The sequence below is a fragment of the Aeromonas sp. R2-1 genome, assembly GCF_040908425.1.
Taxonomy (GTDB): Bacteria; Pseudomonadota; Gammaproteobacteria; order Enterobacterales; family Aeromonadaceae; genus Aeromonas; species Aeromonas caviae.
The window spans coordinates 129,947-148,264 of sequence record NZ_JBFODR010000021.1 but is presented as its reverse complement, the minus strand read 5'-3'; the positions used below and the strand labels follow the sequence as shown (position 1 = coordinate 148,264).

Sequence of the window (18,318 nt, the reverse complement as noted above, 5' to 3'; positions counted from 1 at the left end):
ACCGGTCGCCTTCATCTTTACCCCAGGGGGGAGGCAGGGTCAAACAAAAAATTCCATGCTATTCAGGGGTTGTGACACAAGATACTGAACTGCATTAATTTTTGATGACACTTATTTATCGCTGATAGCGACGCAGCCAGGCAAAGGGCAGCGCCAGCAGAGTCAACCAGAACAGGCTGCCGCCACCACCCTCGCCGCCATCCTGACCGGTCTGGTTGTTGACCGGCGCATTGCTGACCACATAGCTGGCCGGGGCATTGCCCTGATAATCCGCCACGGCCGGCGTCAGTTTGACGGCGACCACGGTGGCGTTGGCGCGTTTGTTGAGGTCGCTCTCGCTGTCATAGCGATACGCCGTCGCGGCAATGGTGCCGTCGCTGCTGATGCCGCTGGCATAAGCGATGTGATAGTACTTGCCGTTCTGGGCACACTGCTTGTTGCCGGCGTCATCCTTGCCACAGATGAGATCATTCAGATACCAGCTGTTGGCCGGGGCGGCCGCGTTCAGCAGGAAGGCTTCCTGCATGCGGTTGGTGCCATTGACCACCGGTTGGGTCTGATGGCGGGAGTCGCGCCAGCCGACCACCATGTTGTGCTCGTTGATGGCGGCCGCTTCCGAGCCTGCCCCCGAGACCGGCTTGTCCTGGAGAGGAAGGCTGGCGGCAGTACCAGGCTTGCTCAAGTTGAACAGGAACATCTCCACCGGGCGGTTCTGGCCCTTGTTGATGCGATAGCGCTGGTTACCGATCACATAGCCGTTGTCGTTGACGGCCACGGCCCAGCTGTGTTGCAGCTTGGCATCGTCCTTGCCAGGCTCGCCATCCGGCAGCGGGATGATCTTGGTGGTGCCCACGGTACCGGCAGCCGTATCCAGGGTCCAGTAGCTGGCGAGGTTGCGGCCATCCAGATCACCGGTGCCCACCTCGCCGGTGGAGCTGTAGCCCACGCCGTAGAGGGTGCCGTTGTACTTGGCCACGCCCAGTGCAGAGGCGGTTTGCAGCACCTCGTCACGCTGATGGCCATAGGTGCCGGCCTGCATCAGCTTGTTGAACCCGCCCGAACTGTTGAGCAGCCAGAAGCTCGCCTGGGTATCGACCCCGGGGCAGTAGCGGAAGTCACCGTACTGGCTGTCATTGCCCGTCTCGAAACACCACTTGTAGAAGTCACCGCCCACCTTGTGGCGATACTTGTCGCTGGCCGCGGTACCGGTCACCAGATACTGACCGTTGTCCAGCTTCTTGATGGAGGTGGGGACGCTCAGGCCGTGGGTGCTGGCCGCATCCTTGAGCTCGACCGGGTTGCCGTCATTGACCACGGCAAAGGCGGTGCGCAGCTTGCCATTCATCTTGTAACCGACCCGATCCTCCGGAACATCCCCGAGGGCCGTCACCAGGCCATCGACCTCGGAGCTGGTCACGTAGCCCAGGTTGCTGCGTTGATCCACCTTGTCCAGGAAGTCGCGACGCCACTGGTAGGCAAAGCCCGAGTTGTCGCTCCAGAAGGAGTTGCAGACCGAGTTGGAGAGCATGCAACCCTGCTCGAAACGGAAACGATCGACCAGGAAGTCGGCAAACCGCACGGTGGAGAAGTATTCCGCCATGTTGTTCTTGGTGTTGAGCCCGATGAGGCCGTTGGCATCGCCGCTGATCCCGCTGGCATAGCCTTTGACTTCGTCATCGACGATGGTGAAAAAGGAGCTTTGTGCCGCCTGCGCGTTGAGGCTGGCGCCGACCAGGATGGCCAGCATGGATAATTGCTTTTTCATCTACTTCCTTAGTCTTGATGTTTCAACGCTTCCAACTCCTCCCAACGGGAGAAGGCGTGTTCCAATGCGGCCTCTGCCGCATTCAATGCATCCAGTTTGGGCTGGGTCTGCTCTGCTGGCAGGGAGAAGAAACCGGGGTGGTTAATCTCGGCCTGCAGGGCATCGAGGTCCATTTCCAACTGTTCCAGCCGGGCTGGCAGATTATCCAGCTCCAGTTGCAACTTGTAAGAGAGTTTTCGTGTTTTTTTCGCAGGCTCCGCTGCCGACGCGACAGGCTCTGCCACCTTGACCGGGGCCGGCTTGGCCGTCTGTTGGGCGGCCTGCAAGGCTCGTGTGGCCATCATGTCGGCGTAGCCCCCGACATAATCGCTGATCCGTCCATCCCCTTCAAACAGCCAGCAGCCGGTCACGGTATTGTCGATGAAACGGCGATCGTGGCTGACCAGCAGCAGGGTGCCCGGATAATCGGTGAGCAGCTCTTCCAGCAATTCCAGCGTTTCGACATCCAGGTCGTTGGTTGGTTCATCCAGAATCAACAAGTTACTGGGCTTGAGGAAGAGTTTGGCCAACAGTAGACGGTTTTTCTCGCCCCCTGACAAGGCCTTGACCGGGGTGCGCGCCCGCTTGGGCTCGAACAGGAAGTCCTGCAGATAGCCGAGGATGTGACGGGAGCGGCCGCGAACCATCACCTCCTGCTTGCCCTCCCCCACGTTGTCCACCACCGTCTTTTCGGGATCGAGCTGCTCACGGTATTGATCGAAGTAGGCCACTTCCAGGTTGGTCCCCTGGCGCACCGAGCCACGGCTCGCCTCGAGCTGGCCCATCAGCAGCTTGATCAGGGTCGACTTGCCGCAGCCGTTGGGGCCAACCAGAGCAATCTTGTCCCCGCGCAGCACCTGCAGATCCAGTCCCTGGAACAGGGTGCGATCACCAAAGTCCAGCCCCAGCCCCTCGGTCTCGAACACCAGCTTGCCGGAGCGGCCCGCCTCGTCCAGTTGCAGCTTGGCCTTGCCCTGCAGTTCCCGGCGCTGGGTGCGCTCCATGCGCATCGCCTTGAGGGCCCGCACCCGTCCCTCGTTGCGGGTACGACGCGCCTTGATCCCCTGGCGCACCCACACCTCTTCCTGGGCCAGCTTGCGGTCGAACTCGGCGTTTTTCAGCTCCTCGACCCGCAACCACTCCTCCTTGCCTTGCAGATATTCGTCGTAGTTGCCGGGCCAGGAGGTGATCACGCCGCGATCGAGATCGATGATCCGGGTCGCCAGCTTGTGGATGAACTCCCGGTCGTGGGAGATGAAGACTATGGCGCCGCGAAAGTCCTTGAGGAACTCTTCCAGCCAGTTGATGGCATCGATGTCCAGGTGGTTGGTCGGCTCGTCCAGCAGCAACAGATCCGGGTCACACGCCAGGGCGCGGGCCAGAGCCACCTTGCGCAGCCAGCCGCCTGACAGACTGTCGAGCGTCACATCAGGGTCGAGATCGAGCAGGGTCAGCACCTGATTGATGCGGGTTTCGTACTGCCACCCGTTCTGATAGTCGAGCTGCTCCTGCAACTGGCTCATGGTGCGAATGTTGGCATCGGAAGGGTCGTGCGCCAGGGCGTGGGAGACATGGTGGTACTGCTTGAGCAGCTCCCCTACCCCGGCCAGCCCTTCTGCGGCGTAATCGAACACGGTGATCTCGCTCGAGGCGGGCGGATCCTGCTCGAGGCGGGTCACTTTCAAATCTTGTTGCAACACCAGACGGCCGTCGTCCAGCGGCAATTCGCTGGCAATCACCTTCATCAGGGTAGACTTGCCCGCCCCGTTGCGACCCACCAGACAGAGGCGCTCGCCCCGCTCTATGGTGAGCTCGGCATGGTCGAGCAGCGGAAAATCACTGAACGACAGGGACGCGCCGTGCAATGTCAAAAGAGCCATGTTTGTTCCTTGTTGCTTATGAAAAAACGGGCGGCAGCGTGAGTCTGCCCCCGTTTTGTCGTCAAATCCTGCTCACCCCTGTGCCAGCCAGCCTTGCAGCTCTCCCAGGGTGAAAGGCCAGCCCAGCTCCCGGCCGGCACTGTCTTGCAGCACCGGGATGCGCACCCGGTAAGCCTCGAGCCAGGCCTCCTCCTCCAGGATGTCGCAGCGGCGGGTCTGCGCGGCCATCCCGGCCTGTTCCACCAGCGTCCACGCCTGTTCGCACAGGTGGCAGCCGTCGGTGTGAAACAGGGTCAGCATCAGCCTTGTGCCTCGGCGTGGGTGATGATCCAGCAGTTGTGGATATGCTGGTTGCGCTCGAAGTCCTTGGGCCGAGTCTTGTTCGTGATGTTCTGCGCCTTGAGACCGATGGCGTCAAGGCCGGCCAAGTCCATCTTGAAGTGGCGCTTGTTGTTGGAGAAGACCAGGGTGCCGTCCGCCGCGAGCAGGCGCTTGAGGTGCTGCATCAACAGCAGGTGATCCCGCTGCACGTCGAAGCTCTCGTCCATCCGCTTGGAGTTGGAGAAGGTGGGCGGATCGATGAAGATGAGGTCGTACTGCTCGTCGGCTTCCGACAACCACTTCAGGCAGTCCGCCTGCACGAACTTGTGCTCACGGCCCACCAGCGAGTTGAGGCGCATGTTGTCCTGGGCCCAGTTGAGGTAGGTGCGCGACATGTCCACCGTGGTGGTTTCGCGGGCGCCGCCGAGCCCCGCGTGCACGGTGGCACTGCCGGTGTAGGCAAAGAGGTTCAGGAAGCGCTTGCCCCGAGCCATCTGGCCCAGCATGCGGCGGGTCTGGCGGTGGTCGAGGAAGAGGCCGGTGTCCAGATAGTCATAGAGGTTGACCCAGAGGCGTGCACCGTACTCCTGCACTTCCATCCGGTGCTGCTCTTCGGAGAGCTTCTGGTACTGCTGTTTGCCTTCCTGGCGCTCGCGCACCTTCAGGATCACCTTCTCGCCGTCCATGCCGGTCACCTTGATGGCGGCCTGCACCATGTCCAGCAGACGCTGGCGGGTCTTCTGGGCTGGAATGTCCTTGGGCGCCGCGTACTCCTGTACCACCAGATAGTCCTGATAGCGGTCGATGGCGGCGTTGTACTCCGGCAAGTCCGCGTCATAGAGGCGGTAGCAATCGAGGTTCTCCTTGCTCGCCCATTTCTCGAGGGTCTTCAGATTCTTGCGCAGACGGTTGGCAAAGTCCTGGGCCACCTCTTTCTGGGAAGCGACGGCATCGAGGGCGATCTGGTAGTTGCGCAGCTGGCACTCGAGGGCGCCGTTGAACAGGCGATACTGCTTGTCGGCACGCAGGCGCAGGCAGCTCAGGAGTTCGGGAGAAGCGGAGAGAATGGTGACCTTCCACCCCTGGAAGCCACGGCGCAGGGCATCGCCAAGGGCCTGATGCACTTCCAGCAAAGCCGGGAACTCCCCAAGACGCTCGCCATAGGGCGGGTTGGAGATGAGCATGCCGACCTGACGGTTCTCCCCTTCCACAGCCGGCATCGGCAGCGGGTTTTCCAGCTTGGTGACATCGGCCTGCTTGAAGGTGATGAGATGGGCCACGCCGGCGGCCTTGGCGTTGTCACGGGCCTTCATCAGGACCCGGGTATCCGCATCGCAACCGAACAGTTTCACCTCGCAGCGCTGCATGCCGCGCTTGGCACGCACCTGGGCTTCCATCATCAGACTCTGCCACAGTTCACCATCGTGTTGCAGCCAGCGATCGAAACCGAAGCGCTCGCGGCGCAGGGCCGGCGCCATGTCGGCAGCGATGAAGGCCGCTTCAATCAGCAGGGTACCGGAGCCGCACATGGGGTCCATCATGGGTTCGCCGGCCCAGCCGCTGCGGGCAATCATGGCCGCAGCCAGGTTCTCTTTGAGGGGCGCCTCGCCGGTGCCCTGGCGATAGAAGCGCTGGTGCAGCGCCGGGCCTGACAAGTCCAGCGTGATATTGGCCTTGCCTTTGCCAAGGTGCGCCATGATGCGAATGTCCGGGGACTTCTTGTCCACATCCGGGCGCACGTGACCGCGCTTGGTGAAGCGATCGACGATGGCGTCCTTGATCTTCAGGGCGCCGTACTGGGTATTGCGAATGGAGGCGTTGGTACCGGTAAAGTCCACCGCGATGGTGGCGGTACCGGAGAAGTGATCTTCCCAGGGAATGGTATGGGCCCCGAGGTAGAGGTCCAGATCGTCGTTCATCTGGAACTCGGAGAGCACCAGCACGATACGGGAGGCAAAGCGGCTCCACAGACAGGCCTTGTAGCCGATGGCCAGTTCGCCCTTGAAGTGGACGCCGGCCACGGTCTCACGGACCTGCTCCGCACCCAGATTGGTCAGCTCGACGGCCAGCAGGTTTTCCAGCCCTTTGGGGCAGGTTGCAAAAAATTCTTTCATCACGCTCACGGGGATGCCATAAAAATAGTGCCGCATTATACCTTATCGGCCCGCGCTCGGCACTCGAACCTTGGACAAAGGCGCCATATAAACGGCAAGAGGCGCGGCAAACGCTCCCCTCCCCCTTGCGGGCGACAGGATCCCGCTCCTGGCTGGCAGTTGTCTACCATCACATTCGTAAAGAATTCGAAAATCTTGCCCGGACCAGGCAGAAAATGGTCGTGACGACCAGACGAAGGAGAAAATACAAATAATGGAACAAGAGAGAGACTGAGCGCTTAAATATCAGACCAATATAGCAGGCCTATAACGGACTTATTCGTCGCCATATAACGGCCCCGTCGTCAGCCCACTTCCCGATATTGTGTCTGTGCCCGAACTCTGGCTTGCATCCGGTTATTCATCACCTTGATCACGGCAAAGCGCGGCAGCGTCTTGCTGTTGGTCAGCACCAGCTCGTCGGTCAGGTTCAGGCAAACACTCGCCTGATCGCCGGCTTCGATGACCATGAATTCCCCCCGACCATGGGGCGTATCCATCCACACCAGGGATCCCATATCCGGAAAAACGTGAGCCTGCTGTTCATGAAAGAACCAGCTTTGCGGCATCAGGGGTTTATAAAAACGGCTGACGGCGATGGCATTGAGGACCAGCTGGACCTGGTGGGGCGTACTCCAGTCGAGTTCAGCGGCCTTGTCCATCAACTGGTAATAGAGGGCGGCATCATCCACACAAAAAGGCTGGGTGGTGAAAGAACAGGGAACAAGTTGCCGACCTTTATATTCGGTGGCAAATATCATGCGATCGGACAAATCCAGCATCAGGCGATCATCCTGAGCGTCATAATGCCACTGCCAATTGTCATTGGGTTGAATACACATGGTGGTGCCCTTATCTAAGCCGTCCCTCGACTTTATTCCATGTCGAGAATTTGAGCAACGTTAAATAAGGGCAACCGGTTATTTTTTAAATATGGGTAACGATCTCTTTGACCAGACTCGGCCCTTTATAAATAAAGCCGCTGTAAATCTGGACAAGACTGGCACCCGCCGCCAGTTTTTCCCGAGCCGCCATGGCGCTGTCGATACCACCCACACCGATAATGGGCAGGGCGCCGTCGAGGGCCTTGGCCAGGTGGCGGATCACCTCGGTGCTCTTGTGCTGGAGCGGACGACCGCTAAGCCCGCCGGCCTCTGCGGCATGGGGCATGTCATATATCATCTCCCGCTCCAGAGTGGTATTGGTGGCGATGACACCGTCAATACGGTTCTTGATCAAAGAGGCGGCTACCTGATCTATTTCATCGAGTGACAGATCCGGGGCAATTTTCACGGCCAGCGGCACATACTTTTTATATTTCTCGGCCAGCTCCTGTTGGCGCTGTTTCAATGCGGCCAGCAGTTCATCCAGTGCATCGCCATATTGCAATTGACGCAGACCCGGGGTGTTTGGCGAGGAAATATTGACCGCAATATAACCGGCGTGGTCATACACCTTGTCCATGCAGAGAAGGTAATCATCCTTGCCCTGCTCGATGGGGGTGTCCTTGTTCTTGCCGATATTGATGCCGATCACCCCCTGATATTTGGCCTCTTTCACCTTGGCCACCAAGTGATCGACTCCCTTGTTATTGAATCCCATGCGGTTGATGATCCCCTCGGCCGGGATCACCCGGAAGAGACGAGGCTTGTCATTGCCGCTCTGGGGTCTGGGGGTCACGGTACCGACCTCGATGAAACCGAACCCCATGGCGCCGAAGGCATCGATGCACTCCCCGTCTTTATCCAGACCGGCGGCCAACCCCACCGGATTGGCAAAATTAAGCCCCATGACGGTGACGGGGCGTTTGGGCAGAGAATGGCGGAAGAAACAATCAAGCGGGGTACCGAGAAGGCGGGGCAAATATTTGATGGAGAGATCGTGAGCCTGCTCCGGATTGAGTTTGAACAGAAAATGCCTGGCGAGTGGGTACAGCATGCTTGCTCCTTAAAAAAAGCCCCGGCAACTGGCCGGGGCTTTTGGGGTTATGCCGAGGTTCGGCAATTCAACTGGAGCAGGTTCAACTCTCGCAAGGCCACCGAGAACTTGGCGAACTCGTGCGTGCTCGTGGTCTTGAAGTCGGCCAACATGTGGGTCCAACGGGACAAGAGTTGCTCATGCTCCGAAATCCAGTCGGCCAGTATGGTAGCGCATTCCCCCTGCTCTTTGCACCCTTCCAGTACCACGGAGGTGAGGCTGCGTTGCTGCCAGTCCAGATCTTCGCGGAAGGAAGCCCGCGCCATCGCCTGCCAGTGGTTGCCCACCGGCTGATGGTTGATCTGCTCGAGGAACCAGTGCAGATCCAGCTTGGCGCCCAGGCGATAGTAGACGTTGGCAACCCGCAGGATGTCGGTCTTGTGCTCCGCGGCAATCTGCGCCAGATCCAGGCAGGAGAAGAGGCTGCTCATGTGTGCCACGCGACGGGCGATGGCCTCCGGCACCTGTTTCTCCATCAGGGCGGCGACAGCCTGGCTGTGTTCGGCCACTTCGCTCTCGTCCATTACCTCATAAAGGTGCTGACTCAAGGTCTCGAAGGCCGGGCGGAAGAAGGCGATGTTCTCGCCGATGCTCCAGCTGCGATTGCGGGCGCGCAGGAACCAGCGGGTGGCGCGGCGCACGATGCGGCGGCTGTAGAACATCAGCTCGAGCTGGGTCTGGGCATCCACCCCGTTGTCACACCCTTCGATGTCACGCCACAGGGCGCCGAGGCCGAACACTTCCCGGGCCATGGCGAAGCAGCAGGCCACTTCCGCCACCGAGGCACCGGTCTCGTCCTTCATCCGGCTGGCGAAGTTGAGCCCCATGTCGTTGACCAGCATGTTGGCCACCCGGGTCGCGATGATCTCGCCTCGCAGTGGATGCTGGGCCAGGGCCGCACCAAATTGCTGCTGCAACTGGGTCGGGAAGCTGGTGACCAGCATGTTGGCGAGGAAGGGCTCTTCGGTCACTTCCGGGCAGTTGAGCTGCTCTTTGAGCACCATCTTGCCATAAGCCACCAGCACGGCGAGCTCGGGTCGGGTCAACCCCTGCCCTGCCGCCATCCGCTCGGAGAGCTCCTCGTCGGAGGGGAGGAACTCGAGCGCCCGGTCCAGCTTGCCTTCCCGCTCCAGCCCCTGGATGAAGCGCTGCTGCTCTTTCAGCTGCTCGGCACCACGGAAGGCGGTCACCGAGATGGACTGTGACTGGCGATAGGCGTTGGTGATGACCACCTGGGCCACCGCATCCGTCATCTCGTAGAGCATCTGGTTGCGCTGCTTGAGGGTCAGATCCCCGGCGGCCACCAGTTGGTTGAGCAGGATCTTGATGTTGACCTCGTTGTCGGAGCAATCCACCCCGCCCACGTTGTCGGTGAAGTCGGTGTTGATGCGACCACCCTGACTCGCGTACTCCACCCGGCCAAGCTGGGTGAAGCCCAGGTTGCCACCCTCGCCCACGATGCGGGCACGCAGATCGCGGCCATTGACCCGCAGCACGTCGTTGCTGCGATCCCCGACATCGGCGTCGCTCTCGCGGGCGCTCTTCACATAGGTGCCGATGCCGCCGTTCCAGAGCAGGTCGACGTTCAGGCAGAGCAGCGCCTTGATCAGCTCGTTCGGGGCCATGCCGCTCTTGTCGGTGCCGAGCAGGGTCTGCATTTCCGGGCTCAGCTTGATGGACTTGGCAGAGCGCAGGAAGATGCCGCCCCCCTTGGAGATGAGTTCACGGTTGTAGTCATCCCAGCTGGAGCCTGGCAGCTCGAACAGGCGCTTGCGCTCGACGAAGCTCCTGGCCGCATCCGGGGTCGGGTCGACGAAGATGTGCATGTGGTTGAAGGCGCCCACCAGCTGGATGTGCTCGGAGAGCAGCATGCCGTTGCCGAACACGTCGCCGGCCATGTCACCTATCCCCACGCAGGTGAAGTCGGTGGTCTGGCAGTTGATGCCAATCTCACGGAAGTGGCGCTTGACCGATTCCCAGGCGCCGCGGGCGGTGATGCCCATCTTCTTGTGGTCATAGCCCACCGAGCCGCCGGAGGCAAACGCATCGCCGAGCCAGTGGCCGTATTCGAGGCTTATCTCGTTGGCGATGTCGGAGAAGGTCGCGGTGCCCTTGTCGGCGGCCACTACCAGGTAGTAGTCATCCTCGTCGTGACGCACCACGGATTTTGGCGGGATCACCTCGCCCTGGATGATGTTGTCGGTCACATCGAGCAGGCCGCGGATGAACAGACGGTAGCAGGCCTTGCCCTCCTCCTGGATGACGGCACGGGGCGCTCCCGCTGGCATCTGCTTGCAATAGAAGCCGCCCTTGGCACCCACCGGCACGATGACGGTGTTCTTCACCTGCTGGGCTTTCACCAGACCCAGCACTTCGGTGCGGAAGTCCTCTTTGCGATCGGACCAGCGCAGGCCGCCACGGGCCACCTTGCCCCAGCGCAGGTGTACCCCTTCCACTCGCGGGGAGTAGACGAAGATCTCGAACTTGGGCAGCGGCAGCGGCATGTCGGTGATGCTGGAGGGGGCCAGCTTGAAGGAGATGTAGGGCTTGATGTTGCCCGCCTTGTCCAGCTGGTAGTAGTTGGTGCGCAGGGTGGCGTCGATCATCTCCACATAACGGCGAATGATGCGATCGTCATCCAGGTTGGCGACTTGATCCAGCTTGGCCGCAAGCTCCTCGTGCAGCTTGGCCTGCACCTTGGCATCCTGCTTGATGGCCGGATCCAGGCGCTGTTCGAACAGAGTGAACAGCAGCTGGGCGATGTCCGGATAACGGGTCAGGGTCTCCTCGATGTAGGACTGGCTGAAGGAGACGCCGGTCTGGCGCATGTATTTGGCATAGGCCCGCAGCACGGATACCTGACGACCGGTGAGGCCGGCCCCCAGTACCAGACGGTTGAAGCCGTCATCTTCCAGGGTCTTGTTCCAGATGGCGGCGAAGGCCTGCTGGAAGCGCTGCTGGCTCTGCTCCAGATCGAACGGTTGCTCACCGCGCAGCAGCATGGAGAAATCGAGGATCCAGAACACCTCGCCGGTGGGGGTCCGTACCTGATACGGTGTCTCGCCGATGACGCGCAGCCCCATGTTTTCCAGCATGGGCAGGACGTCGGAGAGGTGGATGGGTTCGCTTCGGTGGAACAGCTTGAGGCGTACCCGGCGATCGTTCTCCTCCTCCTGGGCGCGGTAGAACAGCATGCCAAGCGGCTCGGCCTCGCTCAATCCATCCAGGGCCATGATGTCCGCGACGGCAGAGCCCGGCAGCACATCTTCCTTGTAGGCGCGGGGGAAGGCGGTGCTGAAACGGCGGCGCAGCTCGTTGCCGCGGGCCTCGCCATAGTGGGAAAGCAGCACGGAATCCAGGCGGTCATCCCAGCTGCGGGCCGCTTCAATCAGGTTGTTCTGTACTTCGTTCACATCCACATCCACGTTGTTGTTGTTGACCCGCACTATGTAGTGGGTCCGTGCCAGCACGCCCTCGGTGAAGTAGACGTTGAACTCCACATCGATGCAGCTGCCAAAATATTTCTGCAAAATCTGCTGGGTCTTGACCCGCAGCGCCGTGTTGTAGCGCTCCTTGGTGACATAGACCATGCAGGAGAAGAAGCGGCCGTAGACGTCGCGGCGCACGAACAGGCGCAGCATGTCCCGCTCCTGCATCTCCAGCACCCCGAGACCGGTGGCCAGCAGCTCCTCTTCACGGGCCTGGATCAGCTCGTCGCGCGGGTAGGTTTCCAGTACGTTCAGCAGCGCCTTGTAGGCATGGGAGCCCGATTCAAAGCCGGAGGCGGCCATGATGCGCTCGAGGCGGTGGCTGATGAGGGGGATCTGGGTCGCACTGGTGTTGTAGATGGAGGAGGCATACAGGCCGATGAAGCGATCCTCTCCCACCACCTTGCCGTGCTCGTCGAAACGCTTGATGCCGATGTAGTCCACATAGGCCGGACGATGCACCCGGGACTTGCTGTTGGACTTGGTGAGGATCAGCAAGTCGGAACTGAGGGCCGCGTGACGGGCGCTGGCGGGCATGGTGCCGAGGCGCTGGCCTTCGTCCTTGATGGAGTTCTTCATCAGCCCCAGGCTGGACTCGGGCTGCGGCAGGATCTCGTGATCCCCCTCCACCGCCTTGACGTCGTAGCGACGATAACCCATCAGGGTGAAGTTGTGGGCGGCCACCCATTTGAGGAAGGCGACGCAGGAGTCAACCTCGGCTTGGCTGACCGGGTTCTTGCGTTTGGGCAGCTCCTCGATGATCTCGTTCAGGCGCGCCAGCATGGGCTGCCAGTCTCCCACCGCCAGGGCCACTTCCCGCGCCACCGAGTTGAGCTCGGCAGTCAGGGCGTCCATCTCCTCTTCACCGGTCAGGTGATCGATTTCGATGAGGAAGGCGGTTTCCACCGAGGTCTGCTCTGCGGTGTTGTCCAGATCCAGGATGGCGCCAATCTTGCCGCCTTCGCCGCGGATCAGGTGCAGCGGCTGGTGCAGCATCATGTGGGCGGTGATATTGAGACGCTTGAGCGCCATGCGGATGGAGTCCACCAGGAAGGGGGAATCCTGCAGGATGATCTCGACGATGGTATGGGGAGACTGCCATCCGTGGCGGGTCAGCTCGGGGTTGTAGACCCGGATATAGGGCTCGATGCCGGTACGGTGGTTGAGGGCATTCCACAGACTGAGGGCCGCGCCATAGAGATCGCTGTCATTGCGGTCATGAAGATCAGTGCTGGCCATGTTGCCGTAGAACTTGGCAACGAAACATTCGACCAGGGAGGCACTGTTTTTCGGCAATTTCTGGTGGATCAGACTGAGAACGTTTTCGAGCAGAACGGAGGTAGGGGCGTCTTTCAATGCCATTGCTAGTTTCCTTATCGGACGACATCACAGACACGGCGACATCCACCCAGGATGCCCACCGGTACAGAGTTGCAGCGAAGTGTAATGGCTTGGATCAAGGAAGGCGAGCAAAGGTGATAACGGGATGTTAAAAACAAGGGACAGATCACGGCTTGGGTTGTGATAAATTTTGCCAAGTTGGCAAAATTCAGAAAATCCCACTGGATGCCGCGCCATTTACCGGATAGATAGTGACTTAAAGCAGATATTTACCCGGATTGATGTTCAAGTTTTGTTAATTTATGCGTTCCAGGGAAATGAAGCGATGATCGTCCTGGGTTTTCAGTCGAAAGTAGCCGTGAACGCCGCTCTCCGACACAAAACGCCGGATTTTCTCCAACCCCAGCTCCAGGGTCAGACCCTGCTCGGTACGTACCACCAGGCGGTTCACCTGCCCCTGGTACATCAGCATGATCTCGTCGCGGCCAAGGGAGAGCCGAAAAGTGTATTGCCTCATGTCACCTCCTGGTCATCCATGAAAAACGGGCAGGAGAGCCAGGCTCCCCTGCCCGCCGTCGTGACGCTTACTGTGCCAGCGCCTTGCTCACCTTCTCGAACAGATCCCGCGCCAGCCCGTCCAGGTTGGCCAGGCGGGTCAGCTCGGCGCGAACCAGCGCCTTGCGCCCCTCATCGAGCCGCTTGAACTGGATAAGCGGGGTGATGAGGCGGGACGCCACCTGGGGATTGACCTCGTTGAGCTCGATCAAGAGATCGGTCAGGAAGCGATAGCCGCTGCCATCGGCGGCGTGGAACTGCACCTGGTTGTTCATGGCGAAGCTGCCGATGAGCGCCCGCAGCCGGTTCGGGTTGCGGATGCTGAAGGTCGGGTGCGCCATCGCCTGCTTCACGTCATCGAGCACATCCTTGGCCGGCGTGGCCCCCACCAACCGCAGCCAGTTGTCCAGTACCAGGCCATCATGGGCCCACTTGCCTTCGAAGTCGGCCAAGAGCGCGGCGCGGCACGGCAGCAGATGGCTGTTGGCCACCTGGAGCGCCGCCAGGGTGTCGGTCATGTTGTCGGCAGCCCCGTACTGCTCGCGCACCAGAGTATCGGCCTTCGCGGCATCCAGCGCCGCCAGATAACCCAGCACCACACCCTTGAGGGCCCGCTTGGCCATGTCGGCATGGACCACCTGATAAGCCGGCAGACGCAGGCTCTCGTAGCACGCCAGCAGGCGGTCGCCGAAGGCGTGGGCCAATGCGGTCTGGATCCCGTTGCGCACCTGGTGGATGGCGTCGATGTCGGCCACCTCGAACAGCTCGGCCAGGGTCGCCTCCCCCGGCAGGGCCAGGATCTCTGCCTTGAGGGCGGGATCCAGTGCAGCCTCGTCCAGAATGGCGACAAAGGCCGCCAGCAGGGTGTGGGAGAGTTCAATCCCCTGCCCGTGCTGGACCCGGGCCACCCCGTCGATCACCGCCTTGTTGATCAGCATCTGGGCGGCGTCCCAGCGGGCAAACTCGTTGCGGGCATGACGCATCAGGAAGGCCAGGGCCTCGTCGCTGTAGTCATAGTGCAGCTTGACCGGGGCGGAGAAGTCTCGCAACAGAGAGGGTACCGGTCTGACCGGCACTCGATCGAATTCGAACGTCTGCTGTGCTTCCAGCACGTCCAGCACATTGCCGATGGCCTTGCCCTGGTATTGCAGCGGGATGACGGCCCCCTGCTCATCGTAGAGCTCGATGTCGAGGGGGATATGCAGCGGCAGCTTTTGTGGCTGATCCTGGGTCGGCGGCGTGTGCTGGCTCACGTGCAGACGATAGACACCGCTTTCGGCATCGTATTCGTCGGTCACGGTGAGCTCGGGGGTGCCGGACTGGCTGTACCAGCGGCGGAAGCGAGCGAGATCCACCCCGGAGGCATCCTCCATCGCCTGCACGAAGTCGTCGCAGGTGGCAGCAGAGCCGTCGTGACGCTCGAAGTAGAGGCGCATGCCCGCCTGGAAGGCGTCCTCCCCCAGCAGGGTGTGCATCATGCGGATCACTTCAGAGCCCTTCTCGTAGACGGTCAGGGTGTAGAAGTTGTTCATCTCGATCACCACATCCGGGCGGATGGGGTGGGCCATGGGGCCGGCATCTTCGGCAAACTGCGGACCGCGCACGGTGCGCACGTTGTTGATGCGGTTGACGCCGCGCGACCCCAGATCGGAGGAGAACTCCTGATCCCGAAACACCGTCAGCCCCTCTTTGAGGCTGAGTTGGAACCAGTCGCGGCAGGTGACACGGTTGCCGGTCCAGTTGTGGAAGTATTCGTGGCCGATCACCCGCTCGATGCCGTGGTAGTCCGCATCGGTGGCAGTGGCCGGGTTGGCCAGCACGAACTTGGAGTTGAAGATGTTGAGCCCCTTGTTCTCCATGGCCCCCATGTTGAAGAAGTCCACCGCCACGATCATGTAGATGTCGAGGTCATACTCGAGGCCGAAACGCTGCTCGTCCCAGCGCATGGAGTTGATGAGGCTCTCCATGGCGAAACCGGCGCGGTCCAGGTTGCCCTTGTCCACGAAGATCTCGAGCGCCACCTGGCGGCCGCTTTTGGTAATGAAGTGGTTGCGTTCCACATCGAAGTCACCGGCCACCAGGGCAAACAGGTAACTCGGTTTGGGGAAGGGATCCTGCCACTGCACGAAGTGGCGACCGTCGTCCAGATCGCCGCTCGCGACCTTGTTGCCATTGGAGAGCAGATAGGGGTACTTGGCCTTGTCGGCGGTGATGCGGGTACTGTAACGGGCCAGGATGTCCGGCCTGTCCATGTAATAGGTGATACGACGAAAGCCCTCGGCCTCGCACTGGGTGCAATAGGCATCGCCGGATTTGTAGAGCCCCTCCAGTGCCGTGTTGGCGGCGGGATCAATGTCGGTGACCACGGTCAGCACGCACTCGGCCGGCAGGTTGAACAGGGTCAGGCTACTCTCTCCCTGCTCGTATTGCTGATAGGGCACGCCATCCACACTGACACTGACAAGGTCAAGCCCCTCGCCGTCCAGCACCAGGGGCTCGTTGTGATCGCCGCTGCGACGCAAACGGGAGATGGCGGTGACCCGGGTCAGGGGCTCTTGCAGCTGAAAATCGAGATCCAGGCTGTCACACCAATAGAGGGGAGCCTGGTAATCCTGGCGATATTTGGCCGTCATGGTCTGAGGTTGTTCAGTCATTATTGTGTGCTTCCACGCTTTGTTATTGACGTGTCAGAGGCTGTCACAAGGCTCGGACAGGGTCAAATAGTTTGCATTCAGGCAAAAGAAAGGGCGACCCGAGTCGCCCTTGTCATTTCGTTGCCAGCATCAGCTCTTCTTGCTGAGGGTGGCCAGATCCGCCGTGATGTTGGCCGCTTCCACCTGGTATTCGTCAGGTGCCTCGAAATCGGTCGGCAGTTCATCCAGGCTCTTCACCGTCGGCTTGCCAAGACGGGTCAGCCGCTCGTTGGCTCGCGCCAGCGCCTTCTCGTCCTGTTTGGCCTGTTCAGCCAGCCGCTCGGCTTCGTTCAGGGAGACCGACTTCTTGTCCTTGTCCGCCTGATACTCCTTGATGTCCTGCAGCACATAGGCAAATTCCGGATCCTTGGTGATCCGCGCCTCGTGGGCCGATTTCAGCTTGGGCAGCAAGCTGGAGAAGTCCCCCAGTCGCTCGTAGCTGGCCGAGGCAATCTTGTCCCAGGGCAAGGCGTTGAACTCGCGGCTCTCCCCCGTCTCACCCGGCGCCACTGCGGTCGGGAAGGCGATATCGGGTGCAACCCCCTTGTTCTGGGTACTGCCGCCATCGATACGGTAGAACTTGGCGATGGTGTACTGCACGTGACCCAGCGGCTGCTCGTAGAAGTCATAGACCTTGGCGAGACTGCGATGCTGCTGCACCGTCCCCTTGCCGAACGAGTTTTCGCCGAGGATCAGCGCACGACCATAGTCCTGCATGGCAGCGGCGAAGATCTCGGAGGCCGAGGCGCTGTAGCGGTCGATCATCACCGACATGGGGCCACCGTAGTAGACATTGCCGTCGTCGTCGCCGTTGACGGTGATGCGACCCATGTGATCACGGATCTGCACCACGGGGCCGCTGGCGAAGAAGAGACCGCTCAGGGCGGAGGCTTCCGTCAAGGCACCGCCGCCGTTGCCGCGCAGATCGACGATGAGGCCGTCGATCTTCTGCTTGTTGAGGCTGGAGATCTCCTTGATCACGTCGTCGTGCAGGTTGACGTAGAAGCTCGGGATCTCGAGCACGCCGATCTTCTTGCCCTCGGCGGTGATCACCTTGGACTTGGCGGCTCTGTCTTCCAGACGCACCTTGTCACGCACCAGCTCCACCAGCTCGGTCTTGGCGGTCGCGCCCTTGCCGCGCTGGATCTCCAGCTTCACCTTGCTGCCCTTGGGCCCCTTGATGAGCTCGACCACGTCGTCAAGACGCCAGCCTATGACATCCACAATCTTGCCGTCGTCCTGCCCCACCCCGGTGATCTTGTCATCGGGTTTCAGGTGATTGGACTTGGCCGCCGGGCCACCGGGCACCAGGGAGCGGATGACGGTGAAGTCATCTTCCGCCTGCAGCACGGCACCAATCCCCTCCAGCGAGAGGTTCATCTCGGTGTTGAACCGATCGGCACTGCGCGGAGACAGATAGCTGGTGTGCGGTTCGATGGCGCGGGCGAAGGAGTTCATGAAGAGCTGGAACACGTCCTCGCTCTCGGTCTGGGACATCCGCTTGATGGCGTTGTTGTAACGCTTGCCAAGCAGCTCCTTGATCTCGGGCCACTCCTTGCCGCTGAGCTTGAGGCTCAGGGCATCGAACTTGACCCGCTGACGCCACAGCTCGTTGAGCTCGGCTTCATCCTTGGGCCAGGGAGCCCCTTCCCGATCGAAGACGTAATTGTCTTTCTGGGTAAAATCGAAGGGAGTGTCGAGCAGTTTGAGGGCGTATTCGAACCGCTCGTACCGCCGCTGCTGACTCAGGTTGAACATCTCGTAGGCCGGAGCCAGCCGCCCTCGCTCGAGGTCGGTGTCAAAACCGGTACGATATTTCTCAAAACGGCTGATGTCAGAGGCCAGAAACAGGTTGCGGCTGTAGTCCAGATTCTCCAGATACTTGTCAAAGATCACGGAGGAAAAGGCGTCGTCCAGCTTGAACTGTTTGTAGTGGGAGCGGGTAAACAGATTGGCAATTCGCTTGCTGGCCGTAGCATGTTGGCTCTCTTGAGCCAACACAGGCAAATCACTTTCCTTGAGCACCGGCTCGATGGCCTGTGCGAGCCCGGCAAGCGCCAGGCTACAGGCAACGAGTGAAAAACGAATCACGCCATGCTTCAACAT

At 60.6% G+C, this 18,318-nt stretch carries 10 protein-coding genes; all 10 read right to left on the bottom strand.

The annotated features are described in order from the left end of the window. Positions 1 to 115: 115 nt before the first annotated feature. Positions 116 to 1,765, bottom strand: coding sequence for a DUF3466 family protein (locus tag AB5Y80_RS06030; protein ID WP_010674760.1), 1,650 nt, complete (start codon positions 1,763 to 1,765; stop codon positions 116 to 118). A gap of 8 nt (positions 1,766 to 1,773) precedes the next feature. Further along, positions 1,774 to 3,684, bottom strand: coding sequence for an ABC transporter ATP-binding protein (locus AB5Y80_RS06025; protein WP_368172655.1), 1,911 nt, complete (start codon positions 3,682 to 3,684; stop codon positions 1,774 to 1,776). A 72-nt stretch (positions 3,685 to 3,756) separates the two neighbouring features. Next, positions 3,757 to 3,984: a glutaredoxin family protein gene (locus AB5Y80_RS06020; protein ID WP_010674762.1), complete on the bottom strand. Its 228-nt coding sequence runs from the start codon at positions 3,982 to 3,984 to the stop codon at positions 3,757 to 3,759. Beyond that, positions 3,984 to 6,155: a bifunctional 23S rRNA (guanine(2069)-N(7))-methyltransferase RlmK/23S rRNA (guanine(2445)-N(2))-methyltransferase RlmL gene (gene rlmKL, locus AB5Y80_RS06015; protein WP_368172654.1), complete on the bottom strand. Its 2,172-nt coding sequence runs from the start codon at positions 6,153 to 6,155 to the stop codon at positions 3,984 to 3,986. Before rlmKL ends, AB5Y80_RS06020 begins: the two co-directional genes overlap by 1 nt. 308 nt (positions 6,156 to 6,463) lie before the next feature. Continuing rightward, positions 6,464 to 7,000, bottom strand: coding sequence for a cell division protein ZapC (locus AB5Y80_RS06010; RefSeq protein ID WP_041215146.1), 537 nt, complete (start codon positions 6,998 to 7,000; stop codon positions 6,464 to 6,466). An 85-nt stretch (positions 7,001 to 7,085) separates the two neighbouring features. Beyond that, on the bottom strand, positions 7,086 to 8,096 hold the full coding sequence (pyrD, locus tag AB5Y80_RS06005; RefSeq protein WP_039040791.1) for a quinone-dependent dihydroorotate dehydrogenase: 1,011 nt from the start codon (positions 8,094 to 8,096) through the stop codon (positions 7,086 to 7,088). A 47-nt stretch (positions 8,097 to 8,143) separates the two neighbouring features. Beyond that, positions 8,144 to 12,985, bottom strand: coding sequence for an NAD-glutamate dehydrogenase (locus AB5Y80_RS06000; protein WP_368172653.1), 4,842 nt, complete (start codon positions 12,983 to 12,985; stop codon positions 8,144 to 8,146). 274 nt (positions 12,986 to 13,259) lie between these two features. Continuing rightward, positions 13,260 to 13,481 (bottom strand): DUF2835 family protein, encoded by a 222-nt coding sequence (locus tag AB5Y80_RS05995; protein ID WP_010674767.1) that lies wholly within the window; start codon positions 13,479 to 13,481, stop codon positions 13,260 to 13,262. 67 nt (positions 13,482 to 13,548) lie between these two features. After that, complete coding sequence (gene pepN / locus AB5Y80_RS05990; protein WP_368172652.1) at positions 13,549 to 16,173, bottom strand: aminopeptidase N; 2,625 nt, start codon at positions 16,171 to 16,173, stop codon at positions 13,549 to 13,551. A gap of 129 nt (positions 16,174 to 16,302) precedes the next feature. Then, on the bottom strand, positions 16,303 to 18,318 hold the full coding sequence (gene prc, locus AB5Y80_RS05985; RefSeq protein ID WP_045524882.1) for a carboxy terminal-processing peptidase: 2,016 nt from the start codon (positions 18,316 to 18,318) through the stop codon (positions 16,303 to 16,305).